The organism is Mycolicibacterium sichuanense (assembly GCF_033741125.1).
Taxonomy (GTDB): Bacteria; Actinomycetota; Actinomycetes; order Mycobacteriales; family Mycobacteriaceae; genus Mycobacterium.
Window position 1 is genome coordinate 227,193 of sequence record NZ_JAWQPU010000002.1, and the last position, 24,658, is coordinate 251,850.

A 24,658-nucleotide genomic window follows, 5' to 3' on the forward strand; every position below is an offset into this window, starting at 1 on the left:
TCACATTAGTCACACCAGAAACATCCGATCTTTTCTCGGCGCGCCGCTTGGTGTTAGCCAGATCACAGGTGTCTAATGGTGCTCGGGGTTCGTGCGCTAGTGTGGGCCCACGGTGAAGCCAGAAGCCAACCGCAGGAGTGAACACCGTGTACATCAATCCGATCGCCCGCACTCGGATGGGCCGAATCGCCTGGTCATTGCTTCGGCACCCGGTTCGCAGCCGTGAGTTTCCGGCCAAGCACGAGCGTCTGGTCACCCCCGACGAACTCTTGCGCTACGGCGTCTGAGCCGTCGCGACCGACCTGGCAGCCGCCGGGTCGAAAGTTTGCTTAGGCTACATATCTACCCGGACGTCAGTAAGTGGCCGTTCACAGCGTGATGCGCTCGCGATGACGCCGCGCGTCACCGGTCTCGGTGTCGAAGAAGTACGTGCGCTCGGGCGGCAGCTCCAACCACACCTTGGTGCCGGACTCGAGGAACACCTGGGCCGACGCCTGCGCCACCACTCGGGTATCGCCGATCAGCGTGGTCACCAATGCGTGACTCCCGAGAGGTTCGGTGAAGTCGACGCGGGCGGGCACCCGCCCCTCGGCCGCCGTGGTGTGCACGCGCAGGTGTTCGGGCCGAGCGCCCACCGTGACCGGACCGTCGGGGGTGGGCACCCGTGTGACCCGGGCCTCGGCGACCGACAGCACGCCGTCCCGCACGACACCGGGCACCAGGTTCATCGGCGGACTTCCCATGAACGCCGCGACGAACGTGTTCGCCGGCCGGTTGTAGATGTCGTCGACCGAGCCGAGCTGCTGAACCTTGCCGCCGGCCATCACGCACAGCCGGTCCCCGAGGGTCATGGCCTCGACCTGATCGTGCGTGACGTAGATCGACGTGACGGGAACCTCGCGGTGCAGCCGCTTCAAGTCGCCGCGGACCTGGTTGCGAAGCTTGGCGTCGAGATTGGACAGCGGTTCGTCGAGCAGGAACGCCTGCGGCTTGCGCACCAGCGCGCGTCCCATCGCCACCCGCTGCCGCTGCCCCCCGGACAGCTGACCGGGCTTGCGGTCGAGGAACGGCCCGATCTCGAGCAGGTCTGCAGTCTCCCGCACCCGACGGTCGACCTCGGCGCGCGGAGTTCGCCGCTGCCGCAGGCCATATGCCAAATTGCGGTACACCGTCATGTGCGGATAAAGCGCGTAGTTCTGGAACACCATCGCGATGTCGCGCTGCCCCGGGCTCAGGTGGTCGACCACCTGGCCACCGATCCTGATCTCACCCGTCGTCGGCTTGTCCAACCCAGCCAATAGACGCAGGGCGGTGCTCTTGCCGCACCCCGACGGCCCGACCAGGATCAGGAACTCCCCGTCGGCCACGGTCAGGTTCAGTCCCTCGAGGGCTACCGTATCCCCGGATCGACCGCCCGAGAAGCGGCGGGTGACGTCACGAAATTCGACCTCTGCCAACGTCTTTGCCTCTCAACCCTTAATCCCGGTACTGGCCACGGACTGCACGAAGTACTTCTGCGCGCCGACGAACACCAACAGCATCGGCAGCAGGCTCATCACGTTCGCCGCCATCAGCAGCGGCCACTTGACCCGGTGAGCGCCCTGAAAGTAGCTCAGCCCCAGCGGAATCGTCATCTGGTCCTGCGAAGTGATCACGATCAGCGGCCACAGGAAGTCGTTCCACGACGTCAGCACCGTCAGCGCCGCCAGCGTCGACATCGCAGGAAGTGACAGGGGCAGGACGATCTTGAACAGCACGCCGAGTCGCGAAGTCCCGTCCACCCGGGCGGCCTCCTCGAGTTCCACCGGCACGGTCTGGAAGAACTGCCGCAGGAAGAAGATGCCGAAGGCCGTCGCCAGGTTCGGCAGCATCAACGCACCGATGTGATCGATGCCAAGGCCCGCCCAGACGTTGTCGCCGAACCACTTCACGATCAGGAAGACCGGGATCATAGTGACCTGGAACGGCACCATCAGGGTGGCCATCAGGGTGACGAACAGGGCGCCACGCCCAAGGAATCTGATGCGCGCGAAGGCGTAGCCGGCCAGGCTGCAGACGACCAGATTGCTGATCAGCACGACGAGCGTGACCATCGCGCTGTTGGCGAAGAAGTGGCCGAACGGTGCGGAGTTCCATGCTTCGGCGTAGTTCGCGAATCGCGGGCTCTCCGGAAACAGCACCGGCGGAAAGCGATTGGCCTCACCCTCGGTCTCCAGCGAGGTGACCAGCATCCATAGCAGCGGTACCAGCAGCAGGAAGGTCATCGGCACCAGCACCAGATGCCAGGGGCTGAACGGCAACCGCAGCCGGCGCGCGCGCTGCCGCGCAACCGGTTCGCGCGGTGGTGTCTCGACGGGGGATGTTCGGGTGGCCGTCACGAGGGCACGTGCCTCTTGGCGAGCCGGAACTGCACGGCGGTGATCACCAGGATCACGACGAACAGGGCGTAGGCCATCGCGGCGGCGTACCCCGCGTCGAAGTGCACGAAGGCCCGGTCCCACAGGTAGTAGACGATGACCGTGGTGGCGCGCAGCGGACCGCCGCGGGTGGTGGCATAGACCTCGTCGAAGAGCTGCAGCGCGTTGATCGTCAGCCACACCACCAGGAATAGGTTGGCCGGGCCGAGCATCGGAACGGTGATGGTGCGGAAACGGGTGAACGCGCCGGCCCCGTCGATCGCTGCTGCCTCGTGCAACTCGGGCGGAACACCCTGCAGTGCAGCTAGATACACGATCACGGCGAAGCCCGTCCACCCCCAGATCGTCATCGCCACGATCACGAACAGGGCCTGCGACGGCGAGGCGAGGAAGGGCTGCGACGGAATGCCGACCGCGTTCAGCGTGGCGTTCACCAGGCCGTAGTCGCGGTCGGTCAGCCACAGGAAGATGATGCCCTGAGAAATCGTGGACACCGCCATCGTCACGTAGGCAGCGGTGCGGTAGACCGACATGAAGCGCAGCGACCGGTTCATGGCGGCGGCCACCAGCAGGCCGACCAGCATGGTGCCGGGAACGAACAGCGCGGTGTAGACGATCGTGTGCTTGACGGCCTCGAGGAAGACGGGATCCTCGGCCAGCTTGCGGTAGTTGGACAGCCCCACCCACGGGGTCTTCTTGCTCAGCAGATCGGACTTCTGAAACGACAGCTGCAGCGACATCAGCACCGGCAGCAACCCGAAGATGCCGATCAGGACGACCGCGGGGCTCGTCAGCGCCCAGCCGGCAACCCCGTCGGACTTGAGGACCCGTCCAAGCACCATCGCCTACTTTCCCGCCAACGCCGTATCCGCGGCCTCCGCAGCGGTCTTCAGCGCCGCCTCGGGCTGGTCCTTGCCGAGCATGACCGACACGATCGCCTGGCCCAACGCCTCCGAGACCGACGGATACTGTTCGACGGTCGGCCGGACCGTCTTGACGTTGGCCAGATTCTGCACGAACGTCGCGGTGCCGGGCAGCGTTTGGTCGAGCTTGTCGACGAACGCCTGGTCCTGGCCGACGGAGATGCGCGTGGGCAGGTCGCCGGTGGCCGCCGAGAACGTCCGCACCTGCTCGGGCGCGGTCAACCACTTCACGAAGTCGATGGCGGCGCGCTTCTTCTGGTCGCCGTTGTCGAACACGACCCAGTTGTCGGGTCCCGAGATGGTCTGGTGGCTGCCGCCCGAACCGGCGAAGGTGGGCAGCACCTGCACGCCGTACTTGATGTCGGACAGCTGGCTCAGATCCCACGGCCCGGTCACGAGCATGGCGACCTTGCCGCTGTTCATCAGCTTCGGGCCGTTCTCATTGGTGGTGTCCAGATACAGCGACTTGTCTTCGACGGCCATCTGCTGCAGCACGGTGAGTGCACGCACGCCCGCCGGGGAATCGAACGCGGCGTGCTCATCGTCGGGTGTCAGGATGCTGCCGCCGGCTTCCCAGAGCATGGGCAGGTAGTGCCAGACGGTGTCCTCGCTACCGTCGGCGGGGATCAGCCAGCCGTACTGTCCCTTCGACGGGTCGGTCAGCTTGGCCGCGGCGGCGCGGAAGTCGTCCCACGTCCAGTCCTTCGTCGGCGGCGCCACCCCGGCGTCGGCGAACAGCTTCTGGTTGTAGACGATGGCGAGGTTGTCCACCAGCGCGGGCACGCCGACCACCTTTTCGCCGACGGTCGCCGCCTCGCGCTCGCCAGGGTAGAAGTCGTCCCAGTTCCAATCCGCCTGCTGCACTTCGGGAGCCATGTCGACGACCTGGGAGATCTTGGCGATGTTCGGCGACCAGGAGCCGAACATGTACGCGACGTCGGGCGCGCTGCCGCCCCGTACGGCGGTCAGGACCTTCTGCAGCACCAAGTCGTTGGAGGAGTACAGCTCGCTGACCCTGACGTCGGGATGGGACTTGTCGTACTGGTCGATCAGACCCTTGAACGCATCACCCTCGGTGTCCTGGTATCCGTGCCAGACCGCGATCTCGACCGGACCCGACGACGACGAACCACCACCACCGCCGCATGCGGCGAGCACGAACGCGAGCGTCGCCACCAGGGCGATGCAGAACCACGAGCGAAACATGGGCGGACTCCTTCTTCGGTGACGTCTAGGCGGATTGGGTGAGCTTCGTGCGCAAGGGTGCTGGCAGCAGGTCGCCGTGCGCGACGGTCAGGTCGTCACAGAGAGCCCAGATCTGGTCGACGGTCAGCGTGGCGGCGGTGTTGGGATCCACCATCGCTGCGACCCGCACCAGGCGCGGGTCAGCGTCGATGGCGGCGCGCACCGTCAGGTCGACCGGTCCGAGGAAGTTGCGATTGAGGGCGGCGCACTGCGGCGGCAGCTCACCGACCCTCGTCGGGTGCGCGCCGAGGGCATCGATCACCGTCGGCACCTCGACCGCCACGCCGGGCGGCAGGTTGGTGATCAACCCGTCGTTGACGACGTTGGCGGCGATCACCCGGACCGTCCCCGTCTCGAGCGAGTGGATCACCTGCGGGGCGTACTCGGTGGCCTCGGCGTCGATGGGCAGCGGTTCTCCGGACGCCAACCGTGCTCGCACACCGGCATATTCGGCAAGGTTGGCCTCGCTGATCGAGACGTACTCGCCGATCCGAAGCCGCAACCGGTCGACCTCGGCCGGATGGCGAAGGTACCAGGGGACGTACTCGCTGGAGTGCTCGCTGGTCTCGGTGGGGTAGTAGCCCAGGCGCCGGTACATGTCGACCCGCACCCGCCTGCGCAGCTCGGGGTCGGCGGCGATGCGGGCGTCCAGCAGCGGGTAGAGGTCCTGGCCGTCGCGCTCCCAGCGCAGCACCCACGCCTGGTGATTCACACCCGCCGACCAGTAGGACACCTCGTCGAACGGAACGTCGACGAGCTCGCACAACCCGACCATGGTCCAGTACACCGAATGGCAGAGGCCAAGGACCTTCAGCCCCGGTGCGACGTGTCGAAGGTAGGTGACGTTCATGGCCATCGGGTTGGTGTAATTCAGCAGCCAGGCGTCGGGGCAGATCTCCAGCATGTCCCTGGCGATCCCGGCGAGCACCGGGAACGTCCGCAGGCCGCGGAAGATGCCGCCGATGCCGATGGTGTCGCCGATGGTCTGGTGCAGACCGTAGTGCTCGGGAATCTCGAAGTCCCGCAGGGTGGCGTCGTGCATGCCGACCTGGATGACGTTGATCACGTAGTCGGCGCCGTCGAAGGCGCGACGACGGTCCGCCGTCGCGACCACCTCGGGGTCGGCGCCCGCCTCGCGGGCAGTGGCGCGCGCGATGGCCTCGGCGGTCGCGAGACGTTCGGCGTCGATGTCGTGCAACACGATTCGCACCGAGTCGAGTTCCGGGAAGGACAGGATGTCGCCGAGCAGCTCGCGAGTGAAGACGACGCTGCCAGCGCCGACGATGACGATGGTCGGCTTCACGCCTTGCTCCTGGTGTCGGTGGGCGTGCCGACCGCGGGGTCCAGCACGGCGTCGGTGAGCGCCTCGCCGCGCTTCTCGTCGCTGTAGACCATCAGCGTCGAACCGACCAGTGCCAGCACGATTCCGGCTGCGCCGTATGGGGTCGGCAGGGTCTGGTAGGCGATGAGGCTGACCACGATCGTCAGGGCGGGAGCCAGGGCGTTGGTGGTTGGAGCGACGATGGAGGCCTTGCCGCGGCTGAGGGCCATGACGAGGAACAGGGCGCCGACGGCGTTGAGCAGCTGCGTTCCCGCCGCCAATGCCGGTGCCTGCCAGGGAAAGTCGGTGGGGATGCCACCAAGGGAGATCAGCGCGACGGGGATGAGTGCCAGGCCGCTGATCGCCATCCATCCGAAGGTCGTCGCGTCGTTGACGCCGATAGTCGCGGTCTTGCGCATGAAGTAGGCCTGCACTCCCCACGCCACGCAGACCAGGATCGCCAGTGGCAACCACGGGCCCGTCGAGCCGTCCGAGTCGCCGCTGGTGATGCTGAACAGCACGATCGCGGCGAGTGCGGCGATCAACCCGATGACCGCCAGGCCCGAGACCCGTTCGCGCAGAAGCACGATCGCCATCACCACGGTGATGGCCGGGGAGATGGAGACGATGGGGAAGATCAGGTAGGCCGGGCCCATGGTCAGCGCCTGGAACAGCAGCAGCTGACCACCGGCGCCGGTGAGCCCGATGAGGAGTCCGTACATCGCGGCGATGGGCCGCCGGTCGAAGCGCTGGCCGCGCAGCGCGAACACCGCGGGGATGATCATCGTGAGCGCCCAGATGCTGTAGATCATCTCGTCCGGATAGCCGTACTTCGTCGCGGGCAGCGCGGAGAACGCCCCCCAGACTCCCCAGAACAGGATCAGCAGCGTGGCGTAGAAGATCCAGCTGCGGGTATTGGTGGCGGCTGACGTCATGTTCATGCTGTCCTCGTGTCGTCGAGAGTGGTTGGCGCGGTGGCGAGGCGGTGCACGGCATCGGGGCTCAGCGGGTGTCCGCGCAGCTTGGCCGCGTAGAGGGCGGCGCCGACGGCGGGATCGAGCACCGGCCGTCGTACGTCGTAGGTGGCTGGTTGGGCCTTCAGTGCGTTCAGGAACAGCGCAAGGAAGCCGGGATCGCTGAACATGCCGCCCGAGTAGGACACCGGGACGGTCTCCGCGTCGAGGAAGCCGACGAGCGTCCTGGTGGTATCGATCAGCGTGACGAGTTCGTCGGCGGCGGCGGTCAGGATGCCGGTGGCCACGGGATCGTCGTCGCGAGCCGCGTGACAGATCGTGGTGGCCAGCGCGGCGATCGAGCCGCGGTTGCCGCTCCACGTGTCGATGACCAGGCTGACGACGTCGAGATCGCCGGCGAGTTGCAACCGGTCCCTGAGGTGTTCATAGAGGGAGGTGCGCGGCATCCGGCCGTCGCTCATCCGGCTGAACGCGTTGAGTCCCTGCGTCGCAATCCAATACGCCGAGCCCTCGTCACCGAACAGCTCACCCCAACCGCCGACGCGGTGACCGGTGCCGTGACGCTCGCCGTAGGTCATCGATCCCGTGCCGCTGATGACGTTGATGCCGTCCGTACCGGCCAGCGACCCGGCCCAGCCGCACACCATGTCGTTGTCGCAGCCGTAGCGGTCGTGGCCGAGGACGCGGGCGGGCAGGGCGTCGAGGGCGGCGACGTCGGCGCTGGCCTCGCCGTAACCGGGGAGGCCGAAGAAGGCCGCATCGATCTCGGCACGATCGATGCCGACGCTGGCGCAGACCTCGTCGATTCCCTGGGCCAGAACGCGTTCCACGACCTCGAACCCGCCCGCGGCATCCTGCGGGGAGGCATTGAAGTAGTAGGACGTCGGTGCGGTCGCGCGGGCCAGCACGCTCCCGTCGGCGTCGATCAGGGCGAAGGCGGTCTTCGATCCGCCGCCGTCGACGCCGAGGTACCGTGGCGCGCTCATGGCCGGTCCGTCGCACGCCCGGTGGGCAGTGGATGGATGGTGACGCCCTTGACTACCCGGCTGACTTCCCCCGAGGGGAACGGATTGTCGGGCGTCTTCCGGTATTCCAGTGACGTGAACAGCGCGACGTACTGCGCGAACACCAAGTAGGGCAAAGCCACCAGTGCGTCGTCCAACCCGGTCAGGCCGGGCAGCACGATGGCCGGGCCCAATTCGGCGGCGATCGGCTCGGTTCCGAGTACGGTGACGGCGTCCTGACCGAGCTGCGCGCGGAGCTCGGCGACGATGTCGAGGTCATACCGCCGCGTATAGGGGTCGGTGGAGAGGTACACCACGACCAGGGTGTCCGCGTCGAGCACCGACTTCGGTCCGTGACGGAAGCCCAGCGGGGAGTCGAAGTACGTCACCACCTCACCAGCGGTGAGTTCCAACAACTTCAGTGCGGACTCCCTGGCCAAGCCCTCGAGGGGTCCGCTGCCGAGGTAGACGAACCGTTGCTTCTTGGTCTGGGCCAGGGCGCGAATGTCGGCCTGCATGTCCGCCACGTGCTGGGCGGCGCGGGCCAGCACCTCCACGTCGTCGGGCTTGGCGGGACCCAGAAGCAGCAGGCAGGACAGCAGCATCGAGGTCAGGCTCGACGTCATGGCGAAGCCGACGTCGTTGGTGCGCTCGGGCATGTAGACCACGAGCGAGTTGGGCCGGTCCTGGTGCGCGCGGCCCAGTTCACCGTCGCGATCGCACGTGAGGATGAGATGCCATACCTCGTCCAGGATTTCGTCGGCCAGCTGTGTCGTCGCCAGACTCTCGGGGCTGTTGCCCGACCGGCCGAACGACACCAGCAGCGTGGGCACCTCACGTTCCAGGCAGTCCAGCGGGGTGGCGACGATGTCGGTGGTGGCGACGGCATCGACGCGGCGGCCGAGGTGGCGCCGCAGGGCGGGCGCGGCGATGGTTCCCGCGAACGCCGAACTTCCAGCGCCGGTCAACACGACTCGCACGTCGGGGCGGGCGACGACGTCGCGCAGGAACGCAGCGGCAGCTCGATCGACGCTCGCCGCCACCTCCCGCCAGGCGTCAGGCTGCTGGCCGATCTCGAGAATCGTTGCACCGCCGTCCTCTTGGGACGGAATGTTGGACGTAGAAGACTTACTCATGGACCTCTCCAGTGGGGTTGCACGCGCGAGCGTACGGACGTAGGGCATCGCGGACCCGGTCGATCACCAGGGCCTGCGGGACGGGTTCGAGGGAGCCGGCGCGAATCCGGTCGTACTGCGCGGGCAGGAACTGGCTGATCAGCGGCATCGGGATGCCGACGCGCTCCAGGTTGGCCAGCAAGTGGGTGCGGGCAGCTTCGACTTCGTCGTCGGCCCAGTAGTAACGCAGCCGGTCGCTGTAGCTGTAGCGGCGCGCGGTGCGCTGCGTGAGCGGGTCGCCGTCGTAGTAGCCCTGCCAGTAGCCCGGTTCGGCAAGCATTCGGCGTTCGAGCACGTCGACGAGATTGGACCGCGAGGTCCGCGGCACGATCTCGGTCTCGATCATGGCCAGCGCGAAGAGCGCCTCGCGCATGGCGAACGTCAGGGCGGGGCCCACTTTGAGGATGGCCCAGTGATCGCGAACCAACTCACGAAGCTGTTGCGGGCGTTGGTAATCGGTGGAGTGGGCCTCGAAGACCAGGTTCTGCTCCGCGTCGAGGACGTGGCGGAGTTCGGTCGTCGCCCGGTGGTCGTAGTCGACGACGTCGAGATGGTCGAACTCGACACCGGGTTGCACCACCAGCGCGACGACCCTGGGCCAGGCGTCCTGCAAGCCAGCGTCGGCGAATGCAGCGCGGTGCGCGGCGATGGTCTGCTTCGCCCGGTCTGCGGGCGTCGGGGTGAGGTGTTCGATGGTCTCGTGAGCGCCACCGGGTACGGGCACCTCGGTGCCGATGACGTAGACCGGGCCGTCCCGATTCGTCCGGCGGGCACTGTCCTCGGCCACTCGCATCAACCGAGCCGAGCGGCTCGCGACGATCTCGTCGGTCAGTACCGCCGGGTCGTCGGCGCAGGACATGCTGCAGTCCAGGTGGATCTTGGCGTACCCCGCCTCGACGTATGCGGCGATCAGTACCTCGGCCTTCTCCATTGCCGCCGTGGAGTTTTCGTGCTGCCAGCGGTTGGGGCCGAGGTGATCGCCGCCGAGGACGATGCGGTCGCGGGCGAAGCCCTGCTGGTCGGCAAGATCGAAGACCAGGTCGCGGAACTGCGCCGGCCGCAGCCCAGTGTATCCACCGAACTGGTCGACCTGGTTCGACGTCGCCTCGATCAGCACGTGGCCGTCGTCGGCCGCGGCCTGTGCCATCGCGGCCTGCACGACGGTCGGATGCGCCGAGCACACCGAGTAGACGCCGATCGGGTCCCCGCTGCGGTGCCTGGCGATGGTGTCGGCCAGCCAGTTGGCGCGTCGCAGGGTCGGCACGGTGGCACTCATCGAATCTCCCCGGCGGCCAGGGTGATTGGGGCCGTGACCGCGCCGGACAGCTCGGCGACGACGCCGGCGATGGCGCTCCGGGCCGACTTCAGATGGCGTCGGGGATCGGTGGCGTCTGGGTCCTCGGCGAGCGCGCGACGGATCGCACCGGTGTAGGCGACGTTGAGTGCGGTGCCGACGTTCACCTTGCGAATACCCGCCCCGACCGCGAGCCGAAGTTGGTCGTCGGGCACCCCGGAGGAACCGTGCAGCACCAGGGGTAGCGGTACGGCTGCGGCGAGTTCCTCGACGAGCGCGACGTCGAGACGCGCGTCGCGTGTGGTCATCGCGTGGGAACTACCGACGGCGACGGCCAAGCCGTCGACACCGGTCTCGGCGGCGAAGTCGGCGGCCTCGCGCGGGTCGGTGCGGGCGCCGGACTGATGCGCGCCGTTCTTGCCGCCAATCTCACCGAGCTCGGCCTCCACCCACAATCCGGCGGCACTGGCTCGCCGGGCCAGTGAGCGAGTCAGCGCGACGTTGTCACGGTAGGGCAGGTGCGCCGCGTCGATCATGATCGAGGTGATGCCGAGGTCGGCGGCCCGGTCGATGGCCACCGCGATGAGGGCGGCGTCCTGGAAGTGATCGAGGTGCACGGCCAGCGGTGCCGAGGAGTGCTCGGCGATCCGGGCGCAGGCCGCGGCCAGCGGGGCGACGTCACCGTCATGGAAGCGCGCCGTGTTCTCGCTGATCTGCAGCAGCGCGGCGACGCCGGCGCGTTCGGCACCCGCGGCGATGCCCTCGGCGTGCTCGATGGTCACGACGTTGAACGCCAGGACTGCGGAGCGCTCGGTGGCCGCCGAGGTGACCAGGTCTGCGGTGGCGGCCAAGGTCACGGGGTGACTCGCGGATCGGAGTGTGACGTGCGGAACATTCACCGAGCATGAGAGGCTCGCTCAAAGCGCGCAATGCAAAGCGGCGAAACGATCAAGAAAACTGATCGTCGCCTCCGTCGTCCCAAGGAGCCCGAGCGATGTCGACCAAGCGGACCGATCGCCTGCGTGAGGTGCTGTCGCTACTGCGCGACCGGGGCGAAGTGGGCTCGCAGGTCTTGTGCAAGGAGCTACGCGTGTCCGCCGCGACCCTGCGCCGCGATCTCGACGAGCTCGCCGAGCAGGGCTTGTTGGTGCGCACGCACGGTGGCGCCAGAGCGCTCGATCCGAGTGGCAGTGAGATCCCGGTGCGGTTGCGCGATCACCGGATGGTGGCCATCAAGCGGCGCATCGCACAGCGGGCGGCGGCGCTGGTGCCGGCGGGTCCGCAGGCCATCGCCCTCACCGGAGGCATCACCACCGGCGAGGTCGCTAGGGCGCTGAGGGGCCGGCCCAACATGACGGTCGTGACGAACTCGCTGACCATCGCCGCGGACTGTGCGGTGGATGCGCACATGAAGGTGATCGCGACCGGAGGGCTGGTGCGCGGCAACACCCTCGAGGCCGTCGGACCCATGTCCGAGCACGCCTTTCAGGTGATCACCGTCGGCACCGCGGTGCTAGGTGCCGACGGCATGTCGGCCGAGGTCGGGGCCACCACCTACGACGAGGCCGAGGCCCGCACCGCGATCGCGATGGCCGCCAACGCGCAGCGCGTCGTCGTGGCCGTCGATGGATCCAAGATCGGCAAGGTGACGCTGGCGAAGATGGTGGCGTTGAGCCAGATTCACCACCTGGTCACCGATTCGACGGCCAATCCCGGTCAGCTGGAACGTATTACGGCGGCCGGGGTGCGCGTCCACGTCGTCGAGGTGGACGGCGACGGCGCCTAGAGCAGACCGGAGTCCCGGATCGCCTCGGCCAGCGGTTCGAGCACCGCGGGGTCATACGGCGGGGGCAGGTAGATGATGGCGAGATCGAGGCCCTCGGCGCCCAGCGCGATGCAGTCCTCGATCACGCGGCGGTAGTTGCGATCCTCGCCGAGCCGGACGTGCGCCGACAGGGTGATCTCCTTGGGATCGCGCCCGATGTCCTTGCAGCGGGCCGCGAGAACGTCGCGCTTCTGCGCGAACTCCGCCGGAGTGCCGCCGACGAAGTTCCAGTGGTCGGCATACTTCGCGGTCAGCGGCAGGGTGCGCTTCTCGCCGCTGCCGCCGATGCAGATCGGAGGATGCGGCTGCTGCGGGCCCTTCGGCTCGTTGCGGGCATCCTTGAGCTGGTAGTACTTGCCGTCGAAGGTGGTGGTCTCGTTGGTCAGCAGGCTGGTCAGCACCTCGCACGCCTCCTCGAAGCGATCGAAGCGCTCCTTGATGGAGCCGAGTTCGATGCCGTAGGCGCCGGACTCCTCCTCGTTCCAACCGGCGCCGATGCCGAGCTCGAGGCGGCCGTGGGAGATGACGTCGAGGGCCGCGGCCATGTTTGCCAGCACCGCGGGGTGGCGGTAGTGGATGCCGGTGACCAGCACGCCGACGCGCAGCCGCTTGGTGGCCTGTGCCAGCGCCGTCAGGGTGATCCAGCCCTCCAGGCAGGGGCCGGTGGAGTCGGAGAAGATCGGATAGAAGTGGTCGAACGTCCAGCCGGACTCGAAGACGTCGATGTCATCGGCGGTCTGCCAGATTGGCAGCATCTCGTCCCAGGTGGTGTTCTGCGGGGAAGTCTTGAAGGCGAATCGCACTCAATCAACCCTAGACCCGCAACCGGTCGGGCGTCGATGAGTTTCTGGGCCGACGCGGGTCGGTACGCACATGATCGACATGACATCGGCGTGTACGCGAACGTCGGCGGTGCTCACTGCCGTCGAGGATCACCAGCTCGGCGGGACGAGCCCGTGCGAGGACTTCACGGTGGCGGAGGTGATCGCCCACGTGGGCGGGCTCGGGGTGGCGTTCGCCGCGGCCGCCCGCAAGGACGTCGGTGAGCTCACCAGCACGCCACCGGGTGAGGACGGCTACCGGCTGGATGCCGGCTGGCGCACCCGGTACCCGGCCAACCTGGCGGCTCTTGCGCAGGCGTGGCGCGAGCCGGCCGGGTGGCAGGGCATGACGCGCGTCGGGGGCGTCGACCTGCCCGGGGAGGTCTGCGGGCTGGTCGGGTTGGCCGAGGTGGTGATACACGGGTGGGACGTGGCCGTGGCGACGGGGCAGGCGTTCGGGGTCGAGGACGAGGTGGCCGAGGCGCTGCTGGGGCACATGACGGCCTTCACCGCCGGCGGCCCGGTCGAGGGGCTGTTCGGGCCTGCTGTCGAGATCGATTCAGGCGCAACGCCATTCGATCGAGTGCTGGCGCTGAGCGGACGTGACCCGGCTTGGCGGCCCTAGCTGGGGGCGACCAGGGACATCAATTCCGTTCCGTCGTCTGACAATTGGACGAGGGTGTCGCCCACCGCAATCAGTCGTGCCAGTGATCCGGCCGGCCGCGGGATCGCCCAGGCCAAGCCGCACGTCGCGAGATCGAAGGCTTGCGCGAGATCGTCGGACTTGGCGTTGGTGGGCGCTCGGAGTGCCACCGAACCGTCGGTTCCCAGGTAGCCATTGAGGTCGAAATTGCATGGGGTGCCGGCGTTACCACTGCGGAGATCATAGGGCTGCGCGCGAGGCGAGCCACCGGTGTCGGCGCCGACCCAGAGTGTCGACCCCATGAGCTGGATGGTGCCGGCCCGGTCGGCGGGCAAACTGAGCAGCATGTTGCCTTCGGGTGTGTAGATCCCCCAGCGGGTGCGGTCCTGCAGAATTGCCGTCAGATTTGCCGACGTGTTCGTGACCTGCAATCCGGCGACTCGCGTAGTGCTGATGAGCTTGCCGTGGTCATCGAAGAATTGGACAGCCGGGGGCTCATCCTTCGCGATGACCGACGCGGCGAAGCCACCGTCGAAGAACTTGGGTGTCTGCACGCGTGCATCCTGCGCCAGTTCGAGGTGAACGACTGAGCCGTCACCGAGCCCGAACAGCACACTGCCCGAGCCCTCACCTTGACTCTGAAAGGCGAGAGCGTCGTCATGCGCCGCGATCATTCCGACTCCGGATACGAACCACGTCAGGTCGGCAGTAGTGCCGACACCATGAACGCCTTCGTGCTCCGTCTGCGCGACGAGGTAGTCGCCGATCTGTCTGGCCTTCAGCTTCGTGCCCTGTAGCCTCAGTTCGGAAGACCCGCTGTACGACAATCGACCGCTGGAGCCATCGACGACCCAGGCCGTCGTGGCGGCCCCGTCGTCGGCGAGGCACACTGCCGAGCCGCCGTTGACGAAGCAACTCGGCGGGCGGGGCGTCGCATTGAGTGCGACCGGTGGGAACAGCGGATGCCCGTCCTTCACATTCACCCCGGCCAGCCACCATTGCGTTGCGGCCGGACTCGAACTGCTGGCGAGTAGATAGGTGCGGGGCCCCGAGGTCTTGATGACGGGCCCGGGGACGTCGGTGCCGTCGGTGGTGATCCTGGCATCCGCTGGCAACCCCAGTTGCGAGACGCTGGAGCTCCATCCGGGTACCGGCTTGGCGGCCATGGAGGGGAGCAGAACCTGAGCGGGCGGCTGCCAATGCCAACGTGCCCAGCGTTCGGAACCTCCGCCAAGGAACCACCATCCGACCGTCCCTGCGGCCACGACTGCGACGGTAGCGAGCAGGGCCGCGACGATGATCGGCCAGCGACGGCGGCGACTCGGTGGCGCCGGAGCATGGCCGGCCCTACCCGCGAGGTCGATCGATGGATCGGGTACACCGCGATGGCGAGGATCGTTCACGTCGTCCAATCGTGGTCTGCATAACGGGTCGCGAAGACGTAGGCCTTGTCGGCGAGTGCAGCCTCTGGCGATGGCAAACCTAGTTCGTGTTCCACATAGGAACGAGTGCTGACGCGGTCATGGCCCAGCCGTTGGAGCATGGTGGAGGCAAGCAGGTGCTGGGCAGCCCGAGCATTCTGACTGGCGAGCCTGGCAATCACCGAAATCTCCTCGCCCAGTTGGCTCTCGGTCATGTTGGCCACCTCTGGTCCTAGTTCCACGTGGACGGGTCTACCGTCGGCAAGCGCGGTCACCGAGACGGTTCCTGGCGGATTCGTGACACTGAAGAACATCGTGTTCGGTTCTGCCCCATCTGGTCCGACGTCGGTATGCGGCTCGGCGAGCGGCGAATCCCAGTGGCCGTGGTCGTCGTCCCGTGGCCCTTGAGGGGTGTCATTCACTTAGACCCCGCAGGCGTCGATGTCTCCGCCGGCGGCGGCGTCGGTGTTCTCGTAGGCGCTGGCGGCTGCCGTGAGCTTCTCCGACAGCTCGGTCGACACGCGGGACAACGCACCGCCTGCGGTCCGACGCGCGGTCGCGACTCGAGAAACGGCGATATTCGTTGCCGAACAAACGACTCCGTGGGTGTCCCACATGGCGTTGGCGGGATCCACGATGGACCTGTTGGCCCCGGCGATCTGGCCGATGGCCGTGTCCTGAACCGCGGTGAGATGCCGGACATGATCGGCCAACACCTTCAGGTTCTGCTCTGAATCCGTCGACATCGATACTCCAATCGCAATCAGCGCGGCGGCGACGCCGGCGCTCCGTATGGGGTGGCCGGTGTCGGCGCGGGGGGCACCTCGGGGCTCGGCACGGTGTAGGGCGTGTTCGGTTGGGAGCGGGACGGTCTTTGAGTACCGTCCGCGGGATCGGGCAGCGGCGTCGCATCATCGGGACGCGCCAGCGGATGGCCTGCATCGGGAACCGAGAAGATCTCACACCCACCCATGGGATTGCCCGATGTGTCGGCGCCGGCACTCTCGTAGGCGCTCAGAAGCTCGAGAATCCGTAGAGCATTCTCCGTGCTGTTCTTCACCAAGATGGCCAGCGTCGTGTTGACGGTCGCCATGGCGGCTCCGGCCGCCGCGACATCCATGGTGAACTTGATGGCAGCCGTCGGTGGGGTGGCATTCATCCAGCACGTCGCCAGGTCGTAGTCGGTGAGGTTCTGCGACGTCTCATCTAGCGTCTCACGCGTTCGAGAGACCTGGCCGGCTTCGATGTCGAGGACCTGGGCCACGGCTTCATCGGCGGCACTCACGTCGGACGCGCATCGTCGGTGTGACGCGTTCACCGCGTCGTAGACCTGGGAAGCCGTACCGTCCCAGCGATCCGTATGGGGCTCAGCGGCGATCAACGTCTCGGTGACCTCGGCCAAGCGTTGGCTAGATCTTCGGAATTCGTCACCGGTGTACGGCTCTCCGGACCCGGTCGACTTCTTCAGGCCGTCGATCGCCAGCTGTGCGGCGGAGAGAACCTTGGATTCAGCGAGCTTGGTTACCTTGCTGTTGGCGAACGCACCGGTGGCGCCACCCATGTTGAGGCCGAGACTGGCGAGCCCCTGCACGACGTCGTTGGCGTCGCCGATGACACTTCGTCCGTCGTTCAATGCCGAGTGAAAATCGCCCTCGACCAGGTCTTTGGCGAGATTGGGCACATCGGTCCACGCGCCGCGAACCCCGTTGACCAGGTCTAGGGGAGTCGGTGTCTCGACGGCGTCGAGCATCTTCCCCAGGTCATCCAGCAGGCCCACGGAGCAACCCCCTCTTCGTGTCGATGAAACCCTAACAGCCGATTTCGGGGTGCATTCGCGGCATTTTCGAACTGCATCGACGCGGGCACACTGGACCCATGGACCCGGTCACGGCGCTGCGCCAAATCGCCTTCTACAAGGACCGCGCCCGCGAGGATTCGCGACGTGTCATGGCCTACCGCAATGCGGCCGACGTCGTGGAGCGGCTCGACGACGCCCAGCGCGAGCATCACGGCAGGGCCAACAGCTGGCAGACGCTGCCCGGTGTCGGGCCCAAGACCGCGAAGGTGATCGCCCAGGCGTGGGCGGGGCGCGAACCCGACACCCTCGTCGAACTGCGCTCGGCGGCAACCGATCTCGGTGGTGGCGAGATCCGCGCGGCACTACGGGGCGATCTACATCTGCACTCCAACTGGTCGGACGGCTCGGCGCCCATCTCGGAGATGATGGCCACTGCGGCGATGCTGGGCCACGAGTACTGCGCGCTGACCGACCACTCGCCGCGGTTGACCGTGGCCAACGGGCTGTCCGCCGACCGCCTGCGCGAGCAGCTCGACGTCATCGACGAACTGCGAGAGACGTTCGCGCCCATGCGAATCCTGACCGGCATCGAGGTCGACATCCTCGACGACGGTAGCCTCGATCAAGACGACGACCTGCTCGAGCGGCTCGACGTCGTGGTCGCCAGCGTGCACTCCAAGCTCAAGATGGACGCCGCGGCCATGACGCGGCGCATGGTCCGGGCGGTCTCCGACGGCAAGGCCGACGTCCTCGGTCACTGCACGGGCAGGCTCGTCGAGGGCTCCCGCGGCATCCGGGCGGAGTCGGCCTTCGACGCGGAGAAGGTCTTCACCGCCTGCCGCGATCACGGCACCGCCGTCGAGATCAACTCCCGGCCCGAGCGTCGCGACCCGCCGACACGGCTGTTGACGATGGCCCTGGAGATCGGCTGCGTGTTCTCCATCGACACCGACGCCCACGCCCCCGGACAGCTGGACTTCCTGGGCTACGGCGCGCAACGTGCACTCGACAACGGCGTGCCCGTCGACCGGATCGTCAACACCTGGCCGGTGGACCGACTCCTGGAGTGGACCCGCGCCTAGTCCGGCAGCGTAGGCATCTCCAGCCCAGGGTCGCGGCCCAGGAGCACTCCGCGCATCACGGAGGCGTTGCCGAAGCGCTGGCGCACCTCGTCGACCGCGGCGTCCAGCGCCACCCGGTCGTGCTCTGCGGTGAACGGCAACTCCAGCTGCTGTGCACCCTCGCGGTCGATGTTGGACACCGCGAAGCCCACCAGCGTCAAGCCGCGTTCGGCGATCACCGGGGCTGCCGCGGCCACCAAAGCCCTTGCGGTGGCGAGGATGACGTCAGTCGAGGCGGTCGCGCGCGGCAGGGTGTGCGAGCGGGTGGCACGGGTGAAGTCGTCGAACCGCAGGCGCAGGACGACGGTGCGTCCGGTGCGGTCGGACCGACGCATCCGGCGGGTGATGCGATCGACGAGGTTGACGACGACGGCGTCGATCTCCCCGTCGGACATGGTGTTCCCGGCGCGCCCAAGCGCGCGTTGCGCACCCACCGAGTGGCGCCGCACCCCGGTGACGACCCGTCGGCGGTCGATGTTGTGGGACAGGGCGAACAGTTGGCGGCCCATGCCGCCACCGACGATCGAGCCGAGCATGGACTCGCTGAGTTCGGCGACGTCGGCCACGGTGCGGATGCCGTGGGCGTGCAACTTGTCGGCCGTCTTGGCCCCGACGCCCCAGAGCCGCCGCACCGGCAGCGGATGCAGGAACGCCAGCTCGCGGTCCGGCGGCACCAGGAGCAACCCGTCTGGCTTGGCCTCCTGGCTGGCAACCTTGGCGAGGAACTTGGTGCGGGCGATGCCGACGGTGATGGGCAGCCCGACCCGGTCGCGGACCCGCTCCCGCAGCTCGGCCCCGATCTGTACCGGTGTGCCCGAGACGCGGGCCAAGCCGCTGACGTCGAGAAACGCCTCGTCCACCGATAGTGGCTCGACCAAGGGACTGGTGTCGCGGAACACCTCGAACACCGCAGCGCTGGCCTCGGAGTAGGCCGCCATCCGCGGCGGCACCACGATCGCGTGCGGGCACAGCTGCAGGGCCTGCCGGCCACCCATCGCGGTGCGCACGCCGTACGCCTTGGCCTCGTAGCTCGCCGCGAGCACCACCCCGCCGCCGACGATGACGGGCCGGCCCCGTAGCGACGGATCGTCACGCTGCTCGACCGAGGAGTAGAAGGAGTCGAGGTCGGCGTGCAGGATGGACGCCGAGTCCCGAGGCGGACCAGAGGACCGCGTCGCCTCGCCCGACTGCCTGATCGACACGAACACATGTTCGCATGCAGGACCGACGCCGAGCGTGAATCTGGCGACGGAAATCCCAGGATGGGCGTCGCCAGATTCACCCTCGCGACGGTGCGGCTACTGGCCTTCGCCGTAGATGCTGGTCAGCCAGATGTGCGCCAGGGTGTCCACGATCCGATCCTCGGCCACCGCGCCGCTCTCGGCGACCAGCGTGGCCGTCATGGTGCGTTCGTTCATGAGGTTCAGCGACGTGGCGAGGTCGTGTGCCGGCAACGTCACCGGGGCCGCGCCGCGGGCCCGCTCGGCCTCGATGAGCGCGGCCGTCTGGTCGATCCACTTCTGCATGAATGCCGACCACACGGTTCGCAGTTCGGAGCTGGTCGCCAGCGCCTCGGTGCCGGCGCGCGCGACGACGCTGTGCGAGCCGAACGCGGTGAAGAAGGTGCGAATGCCCTCCCGGAACGCGCGGCGAGGATCGCTGGGCAGGGTTTGCATCGCCCCGTCGAAGCCCGTGTCGGCCCGCCGGATCAGCGGGTCGATCAGTGACAGCAGCACCGCGTCCTTGGACGGGAAGTAGAAGTAGAACGTCGGCCGCGACAATCCCGCCCCCTTGGCGAGGTCGTCCACGGAGATGTCGGCGAACTTCTTCTCCTCCAGCAGGCGCTCGGCAGTCGCGAGGATCGCGGCCTCACGATCGTCACCGGACGGACGCGTCGAGCGGCGTCCGCGGCCGGATCGTGCGGTGCTGGCGGTGGTCACGGGTGTCGACTTTACTGCATGTCGAAATATTCAACACACTGTTGACCTATTCGACACGGTGTTGATAACGTGTCGCCATGACAGAACACCTCGACGTCCTGATCGTCGGCGCCGGCATCTCCGGCATCAGCGCGGCCTGGCACCTGCAAGACCGCTCCCCTTCGAAGAGCTACGCCATCCTCGAGCGCCGCGCGAACATGGGCGGCACGTGGGACCTGTTCAAGTACCCCGGCATTCGCTCGGACTCGGACATGTTCACCCTCGGCTTCCGGTTCAAGCCGTGGACGTCGGCCAAGGCGATCGCCGACGGTCCATCGATCCTGGCCTACATCAAGGAAGCCGCCGCCGAGAACGGCATCGACGAGAAGATCCGCTACAACCACCAGGTCATCGCCGCGGACTGGTCCGATGCCGACAACCGCTGGACGGTCACCGTCGACACCGACGGCGGGCAGAAGACGATCACCTGCTCGTTCCTGTTCGCAACGACCGGCTACTACAACTACGACGAGGGTTACTCGCCGACCTTCCCTGGTGCCGAGGACTTCTCCGGCACCATCGTGCACCCGCAGCACTGGCCGGAGGATCTCGACTACGCCGGCAAGAAGATCGTCGTGATCGGAAGTGGCGCCACCGCCATCACGCTGATACCGGCGCTGATCAACAGCGGCGCAGGGCACGTCACCATGCTGCAGCGCTCACCGACCTACGTCGGCTCGCTGCCCGACGTCGACCCGATCGCCGAGCGCGTCAACAAGCTGTTGCCCGAGAAGGCCGCCCACGTGGTGAACCGCTGGAAGGCCATCCTCTTCAGCACCGCGCAGTACCAGCTGGCGCGCAAGTTCCCCAACTACATGCGCAAGACGCTGCTGACCATGGCGCAGCGCCGGCTGCCCGAGGGCTACGACGTCGAGAAGCACTTCGGTCCGCGGTACAACCCGTGGGACGAGCGACTCTGCTTGGCGCCCAACGGAGATCTGTTCAAGACCATCCGCAAGGGCAACGCCGACGTGGTCACCGACACCATCGACACGTTCGTCCCCGAGGGCATCAAGCTGAACTCCGGTGACGTCCTGGACGCCGACATCATCGTCACCGCAACGGGTCTGAACCTCCGGCTGTTCGGTGGCGCCGAGGTGCGCCGCAACGGAGAGCCCATCGACCTGACCGAGACCATGTCCTACAAGGGCATGATGCTCTCGGGCGTGCCGAACATGGCCTTCACCATCGGCTACACCAACGCCTCGTGGACGCTGAAGGCAGACCTGGTCTCCGAATTCGTCTGCCGCGTGCTGAACTACATGGACGCCAACGGTTTCGACACCGTCGTGCCAGAGCATCCCGGCGACTCCGTCGACGAGCGTCCGCTGATGGACTTCACCCCGGGGTACGTGTTGCGGGCGCTCGACAGCCTGCCCAAGGCAGGTTCGAAGACGCCATGGAAGCTCAAGCAGAACTACTTCCTCGACGTCCGGATGATCCGCCAGGGCAAGGTCGACGACGAAGCGCTGCACTTCACCAAGCACCATGCGCCCGTAGGGGTTTAGTCCCCCGAGACGACCACTATTCCGTCGTCGTCGCAGTACGCGATCTCGCCGGGCACGAACGTCACACCGCCGAAGGTCACCGCCACGTCGCGGTGGCCTTCGCCGGTCTTGGTGCCCTTGCGCGGATTGGTGCCCAGCGCCTTGATGCCGATGTCCATGGTGCGCAGTGCCGCGGCGTCGCGGACGGCACCGTGCACGATCAGCCCGGCCCACCCGTTCTCGACGCCAAGGCCGGCGATGATGTCGCCGACCAGCGCGGTGTGCAGCGAGCCCTCGCCGTCGATCACCAGCACGCCGCCGTCGCCGTGCTCGGAGAGGATGGACTTCAGCAGGGCGTTGTCCTGGAAGCAGCGCACGGTGGTGATGGGCCCCGCGAACATGGTCCTGCCGCCGTAGTTCCCCAGCTGCAGATCGCAGCTGCGGACGTCGGGATGGATGTCGTCGACGAGGTCGGCCGTGGCGCGCGGTTCGATGGTCACGGCTCGATGCTAGCGACCCCTTCCCGGGTCAGTCGTCGTCGGAACTGCGGCGCACCAGCAGCACTACCAAGACGGCCAACACGCCCGCTGCGACCGCGGCGACGATCGGCAGTCGCGACGGCTCGGGTCCGGGCAGGGGAATGGGCGTGGGTGCCTGTGCGATGGTCGACTTCGCCTGAGCAGCCGCCTCTTTGGCGGGCGACGTCTGCGCGGCATCGCCATTGGTGGCCGGGCCGGGGCCCGGGGTGGCGGGGGCGGGCGGCGGCGTCGCCTTCTTCGCGGGTGCCTTCTTCGCCGGCTCGGCCTTCTTGGCGGGGGCCTTCTTGGCCGGTGTGCTCTTCACGGCCTTGACCGGTGCCTTCTTGGCAGGCGCCTTCTTCGCGGCCTTGGCCGGAGGCTTCGACGGCTGCGGTGCCGGGTCGGCACCCGCACTCGGAGACTGATCGTTGGGCGATTCGCCCGGTCGATCCTGCTCGTCGGCCATGGTGGCTGCTCCTTTGCAATCGGCAGTGTGCCCATCATGCCAGTTGGTCCACATCGGCTAACCCGTGACCGCCAGCGCGGCCGCCAGGGTCAGGGCCATCGCCATGATGGCCAACTCGACCCGGGACCTGACGCGAGACACGGTAGCGGTGGCACGGTGCGAACGCGCGGCGGGCAGCCACGCCGCGCGGTTGCGCGCGGCCAGCACCACCAGCACCACCGTGACGAGGATCTTCGCCATCAGCACCCGCCCGTAGCCGGTGGCATACAGGTCGGCCGGTGAGCCGAGGGTCACCGCCGCCCCGGCCACTCCGAACACCAGCAGCACGACGACGCACCCCAGCGAGACCTGGGAGAACCGGGGAAGCACCCTGGCCCACTGCCCGCGGTGAGTCACCGTCGCCACCAGCGCCGCGAGCGAGCCGCACCAGATCGCCGCCGCCAGCGTGTGGACCGCCACTGCGATCCCGCCCCATGGACTCTCGGACAGGTGCCCGACGAGGCTGCGGCCCCCCACCCCGATCGCCGACGCGCCCACGACGACCACTCCCAGCGTCGAGGCGGGACGCACTCCTTCTCGCGCCCCGGCCACCGCCAGCGCGCACACCACCGCCGCCGCCCCTAGACACACCACACCCGCGTGCCCAACGGCGGTATCGGTGGCGAACACGACGGCCGTGCGCACGTCGACGCGCCCGGTGGAGGCGCCCGCGGCCTCGGCCGCGCCCACCAGCAGCCGGACGAGTTCGGCCACCACCCACACCGCCGCCGCCACGATCAGCGGGCGCGAGGCGCGACGGCCGAGCTCCCCGCGGTAGCGCTCGACGTCGTAGGCGGGAACGATGGCGAGGCCAAACGCCGCCACGGCCGCACCGTCACTCAGCGCCCGAACCAGGCTGGGCGCCAGGGCATTCTGCGGATACGCCAACCCCCAGGCGACTCCCGCGGCGACCCCGACGCACAGCGCGCCGAGGATCGCCGCGGGCAGTCGATTCACTTGCGGCGCAACGCGACCCACGCGCCGCCCGCCACGATCACCGCAGCCAGCACGATGAACGGCCACACCGGAAGACCGTCGCCGCCGCCAGCGGGCTGGGCGATCTTCGGCCCTGGTGACCCGGTTCCCGCGACCGTCAAGGTGAACGACCACGAACCGGAGACGACGTGGCCGTCTGCCGACGTGACGCGGTAGTTGACGGTGTACGTGCCGGTCGGGCCGAGGGGTAGCAGCGCGACGCTGGCAACCGCCCCGGTGACCTGCACGCTCCCCGTCGACCACAGGTTGCCGTCGGGGCCCACGACCGTCATGGCCGCGAAGTCAGTCTGCAACTGCTCGTTGAACGTGGCGCTGACCCGTGCGGGCCCCGCTGTCACCGAGGCGTCGGCGGCGGGGTCGGTCGAGATCCGCACGGCGTGGGCCGACGCGACCCCCGCCCCCGCGAGGGCGGAGCTCGCCAACAGGACCCAGACCAGCGTCGCGGCTGCCACCCGCCCGATCATGTCCGGCGACGTCCCGTGAATGCCAGCACGGCGGCCACCGCGGCGAGCAGCAGAGCGCCACCCGCCAGCCACCGTGCGGTGTCGTCGGGGGCCGGCACCGTTTGCACGGCGGCGGGCTCGACGGCTGGTGCCGCCGAGGCGGTGGGTGCCGCCGGCGGTGCGTCGTGCCCGCCGGGGGGCCCGGTCAGGTCGAGCACCGGGGCGGGGTGCTCGGGCTCGGCGCCATTGGGCAGCGGTGGCTCGTCCCATTTGACGACGGTGCCGTCCGAGTACGTCTGGGTGGCCGGAAAGGTCACCGACGGCTCGTTGGGCAGCGTCACCGACACGTCGAACCGGGCGAACTGATCGGGTGAGATGCCGACCGACGGTGCGGCCGTCCAGGTGACCGACCGGACGGTCCCTGCCTTGACGTCGCGGTCCAGCCGCGCCGTCCAGCCCGGCATGACTTCGGTCCGGGCCGAGGCCACGTTGGGCAGGTCCACGCTGAATTCAGTTGTCAGCGCGCCCTTCTCGGATTCGCCCGGCACGCGGAAGGTGAGCACCGCGGTGCTGCCGGGAGCTGCGTCGTCCGCGTCGACGTGGACGTGCGCCCACGCCGGCGCGGTGCCCGACAGCAGCGCGATCGACATGACCGCGCCCGTCGCCGCAGTCGTGATGAGGGCGCGTGAGTACGCCCGATGAATGGTTCTCATATTGGGTTGTTGCCTTCTGTCGTCTGATGGTCTTC

27 protein-coding genes are annotated in these 24,658 nt (G+C 67.9%); 5 read left to right on the forward strand and 22 right to left on the reverse strand.

The features are described 5' to 3' along the window. Positions 1–146: 146 nt before the first annotated feature. Positions 147–287, forward strand: a complete 141-nt coding sequence (locus SBI80_RS07920; RefSeq protein WP_318974407.1) for a hypothetical protein — start codon at positions 147–149, stop codon at positions 285–287. An 81-nt stretch (positions 288–368) separates the two neighbouring features. Here SBI80_RS07920 and SBI80_RS07925 read toward each other — a convergent pair whose 3' ends face one another. The 10 genes from SBI80_RS07925 to SBI80_RS07970 are packed head-to-tail and all read right to left on the reverse strand — an operon-like array spanning position 369 to position 11,210. Continuing rightward, the gene (locus SBI80_RS07925) at positions 369–1,457 is read right to left on the reverse strand and encodes an ABC transporter ATP-binding protein (RefSeq protein WP_318973923.1); all 1,089 of its coding nucleotides are present in this window, start codon (positions 1,455–1,457) and stop codon (positions 369–371) included. A 12-nt stretch (positions 1,458–1,469) separates the two neighbouring features. Next, positions 1,470–2,378: a carbohydrate ABC transporter permease gene (locus SBI80_RS07930; protein WP_318973924.1), complete on the reverse strand. Its 909-nt coding sequence runs from the start codon at positions 2,376–2,378 to the stop codon at positions 1,470–1,472. Beyond that, positions 2,375–3,256: a carbohydrate ABC transporter permease gene (locus SBI80_RS07935; RefSeq protein WP_318973925.1), complete on the reverse strand. Its 882-nt coding sequence runs from the start codon at positions 3,254–3,256 to the stop codon at positions 2,375–2,377. The genes SBI80_RS07930 and SBI80_RS07935 overlap by 4 nt, the downstream gene beginning before the upstream one ends. A 6-nt stretch (positions 3,257–3,262) precedes the next feature. Further along, complete coding sequence (locus SBI80_RS07940) at positions 3,263–4,546, reverse strand: ABC transporter substrate-binding protein (RefSeq protein WP_318973926.1); 1,284 nt, start codon at positions 4,544–4,546, stop codon at positions 3,263–3,265. Between the two features lie 25 nt (positions 4,547–4,571). Further along, complete coding sequence (locus tag SBI80_RS07945; RefSeq protein ID WP_318973927.1) at positions 4,572–5,888, reverse strand: alpha-glucosidase/alpha-galactosidase; 1,317 nt, start codon at positions 5,886–5,888, stop codon at positions 4,572–4,574. Continuing rightward, positions 5,885–6,847 carry a DMT family transporter gene (locus tag SBI80_RS07950; protein ID WP_318973928.1) on the reverse strand — a complete coding sequence of 321 codons (963 nt, stop codon included), beginning with the start codon at positions 6,845–6,847 and terminating at the stop codon, positions 5,885–5,887. The genes SBI80_RS07945 and SBI80_RS07950 overlap by 4 nt, the downstream gene beginning before the upstream one ends. Beyond that, positions 6,844–7,866, reverse strand: a complete 1,023-nt coding sequence (locus SBI80_RS07955) for an N-acetylglucosamine kinase (RefSeq protein WP_318973929.1) — start codon at positions 7,864–7,866, stop codon at positions 6,844–6,846. The genes SBI80_RS07950 and SBI80_RS07955 overlap by 4 nt, the downstream gene beginning before the upstream one ends. Beyond that, the gene (locus tag SBI80_RS07960) at positions 7,863–9,020 is read right to left on the reverse strand and encodes an SIS domain-containing protein (RefSeq protein ID WP_318973930.1); all 1,158 of its coding nucleotides are present in this window, start codon (positions 9,018–9,020) and stop codon (positions 7,863–7,865) included. Before SBI80_RS07960 ends, SBI80_RS07955 begins: the two co-directional genes overlap by 4 nt. After that, a complete protein-coding gene (locus tag SBI80_RS07965) occupies positions 9,013–10,335 on the reverse strand; it encodes a D-tagatose-bisphosphate aldolase, class II, non-catalytic subunit (protein WP_318973931.1) in 1,323 nt (440 codons plus the stop codon). The genes SBI80_RS07960 and SBI80_RS07965 overlap by 8 nt, the downstream gene beginning before the upstream one ends. Beyond that, positions 10,332–11,210: a class II fructose-bisphosphate aldolase gene (locus SBI80_RS07970; protein WP_318973932.1), complete on the reverse strand. Its 879-nt coding sequence runs from the start codon at positions 11,208–11,210 to the stop codon at positions 10,332–10,334. The genes SBI80_RS07965 and SBI80_RS07970 overlap by 4 nt, the downstream gene beginning before the upstream one ends. 137 nt (positions 11,211–11,347) lie before the next feature. Here SBI80_RS07970 and SBI80_RS07975 point away from each other — a divergent pair, with 137 nt between their 5' ends. Next, positions 11,348–12,139 (forward strand): DeoR/GlpR family DNA-binding transcription regulator, encoded by a 792-nt coding sequence (locus SBI80_RS07975; RefSeq protein ID WP_318973933.1) that lies wholly within the window; start codon positions 11,348–11,350, stop codon positions 12,137–12,139. Here the strand turns inward: SBI80_RS07975 and SBI80_RS07980 are convergent. After that, a complete protein-coding gene (locus SBI80_RS07980) occupies positions 12,136–12,981 on the reverse strand; it encodes an LLM class F420-dependent oxidoreductase (protein WP_318973934.1) in 846 nt (281 codons plus the stop codon). The genes SBI80_RS07975 and SBI80_RS07980 overlap by 4 nt on opposite strands. Before the next feature lie 70 nt (positions 12,982–13,051). Here SBI80_RS07980 and SBI80_RS07985 point away from each other — a divergent pair, with 70 nt between their 5' ends. Then, positions 13,052–13,624: a TIGR03086 family metal-binding protein gene (locus SBI80_RS07985; RefSeq protein WP_318973935.1), complete on the forward strand. Its 573-nt coding sequence runs from the start codon at positions 13,052–13,054 to the stop codon at positions 13,622–13,624. On the opposite strand, the gene SBI80_RS28290 is transcribed toward SBI80_RS07985, so the two are convergent. The 4 genes from SBI80_RS28290 to SBI80_RS08005 form a co-directional block, all read right to left on the reverse strand. Then, entirely contained in the window at positions 13,621–15,045 is a 1,425-nt protein-coding gene (locus SBI80_RS28290; RefSeq protein WP_489685600.1) for a 9-bladed beta-propeller domain-containing protein, read from the reverse strand. The genes SBI80_RS07985 and SBI80_RS28290 overlap by 4 nt on opposite strands. Then, positions 15,042–15,278 (reverse strand): hypothetical protein, encoded by a 237-nt coding sequence (locus SBI80_RS07995; RefSeq protein ID WP_318973937.1) that lies wholly within the window; start codon positions 15,276–15,278, stop codon positions 15,042–15,044. Before SBI80_RS07995 ends, SBI80_RS28290 begins: the two co-directional genes overlap by 4 nt. A 207-nt stretch (positions 15,279–15,485) precedes the next feature. Continuing rightward, complete coding sequence (locus SBI80_RS08000; RefSeq protein WP_318973938.1) at positions 15,486–15,809, reverse strand: ESX-1 secretion-associated protein; 324 nt, start codon at positions 15,807–15,809, stop codon at positions 15,486–15,488. Between the two features lie 17 nt (positions 15,810–15,826). Further along, positions 15,827–16,840, reverse strand: a complete 1,014-nt coding sequence (locus SBI80_RS08005; protein WP_318973939.1) for an EspA/EspE family type VII secretion system effector — start codon at positions 16,838–16,840, stop codon at positions 15,827–15,829. 98 nt (positions 16,841–16,938) lie between these two features. On the opposite strand from SBI80_RS08005, the gene SBI80_RS08010 reads away from it, so the two are divergent. Beyond that, positions 16,939–17,943: a PHP domain-containing protein gene (locus tag SBI80_RS08010; protein ID WP_318973940.1), complete on the forward strand. Its 1,005-nt coding sequence runs from the start codon at positions 16,939–16,941 to the stop codon at positions 17,941–17,943. Here the strand turns inward: SBI80_RS08010 and dinB are convergent. Next, entirely contained in the window at positions 17,940–19,184 is a 1,245-nt protein-coding gene (dinB, locus tag SBI80_RS08015; protein WP_413232674.1) for a DNA polymerase IV, read from the reverse strand. The two genes, SBI80_RS08010 and dinB, sit on opposite strands and share 4 nt — an antisense overlap. A 96-nt stretch (positions 19,185–19,280) precedes the next feature. Then, entirely contained in the window at positions 19,281–19,922 is a 642-nt protein-coding gene (locus tag SBI80_RS08020) for a TetR/AcrR family transcriptional regulator (RefSeq protein WP_318973941.1), read from the reverse strand. A gap of 77 nt (positions 19,923–19,999) precedes the next feature. On the opposite strand from SBI80_RS08020, the gene SBI80_RS08025 reads away from it, so the two are divergent. Further along, positions 20,000–21,469, forward strand: a complete 1,470-nt coding sequence (locus tag SBI80_RS08025) for a flavin-containing monooxygenase (RefSeq protein ID WP_318973942.1) — start codon at positions 20,000–20,002, stop codon at positions 21,467–21,469. Here the strand turns inward: SBI80_RS08025 and rraA are convergent. Genes rraA through SBI80_RS08050 form a run of 5 tightly spaced genes read right to left on the reverse strand, consistent with a single transcriptional unit; the run spans position 21,466 to position 24,623 of the window. Continuing rightward, positions 21,466–21,948, reverse strand: coding sequence for a ribonuclease E activity regulator RraA (gene rraA, locus SBI80_RS08030; protein WP_318973943.1), 483 nt, complete (start codon positions 21,946–21,948; stop codon positions 21,466–21,468). The genes SBI80_RS08025 and rraA overlap by 4 nt on opposite strands. Positions 21,949–21,976: 28 nt before the next feature. After that, positions 21,977–22,432: a hypothetical protein gene (locus SBI80_RS08035; protein WP_318973944.1), complete on the reverse strand. Its 456-nt coding sequence runs from the start codon at positions 22,430–22,432 to the stop codon at positions 21,977–21,979. Between the two features lie 57 nt (positions 22,433–22,489). Then, positions 22,490–23,428: a CopD family protein gene (locus tag SBI80_RS08040; protein WP_318973945.1), complete on the reverse strand. Its 939-nt coding sequence runs from the start codon at positions 23,426–23,428 to the stop codon at positions 22,490–22,492. Next, entirely contained in the window at positions 23,425–23,928 is a 504-nt protein-coding gene (locus tag SBI80_RS08045; protein ID WP_413232689.1) for a copper resistance CopC family protein, read from the reverse strand. Before SBI80_RS08045 ends, SBI80_RS08040 begins: the two co-directional genes overlap by 4 nt. Further along, the gene (locus tag SBI80_RS08050) at positions 23,928–24,623 is read right to left on the reverse strand and encodes a YcnI family copper-binding membrane protein (RefSeq protein WP_318973947.1); all 696 of its coding nucleotides are present in this window, start codon (positions 24,621–24,623) and stop codon (positions 23,928–23,930) included. The genes SBI80_RS08045 and SBI80_RS08050 overlap by 1 nt, the downstream gene beginning before the upstream one ends. Positions 24,624–24,658: the final 35 nt, after the last annotated feature.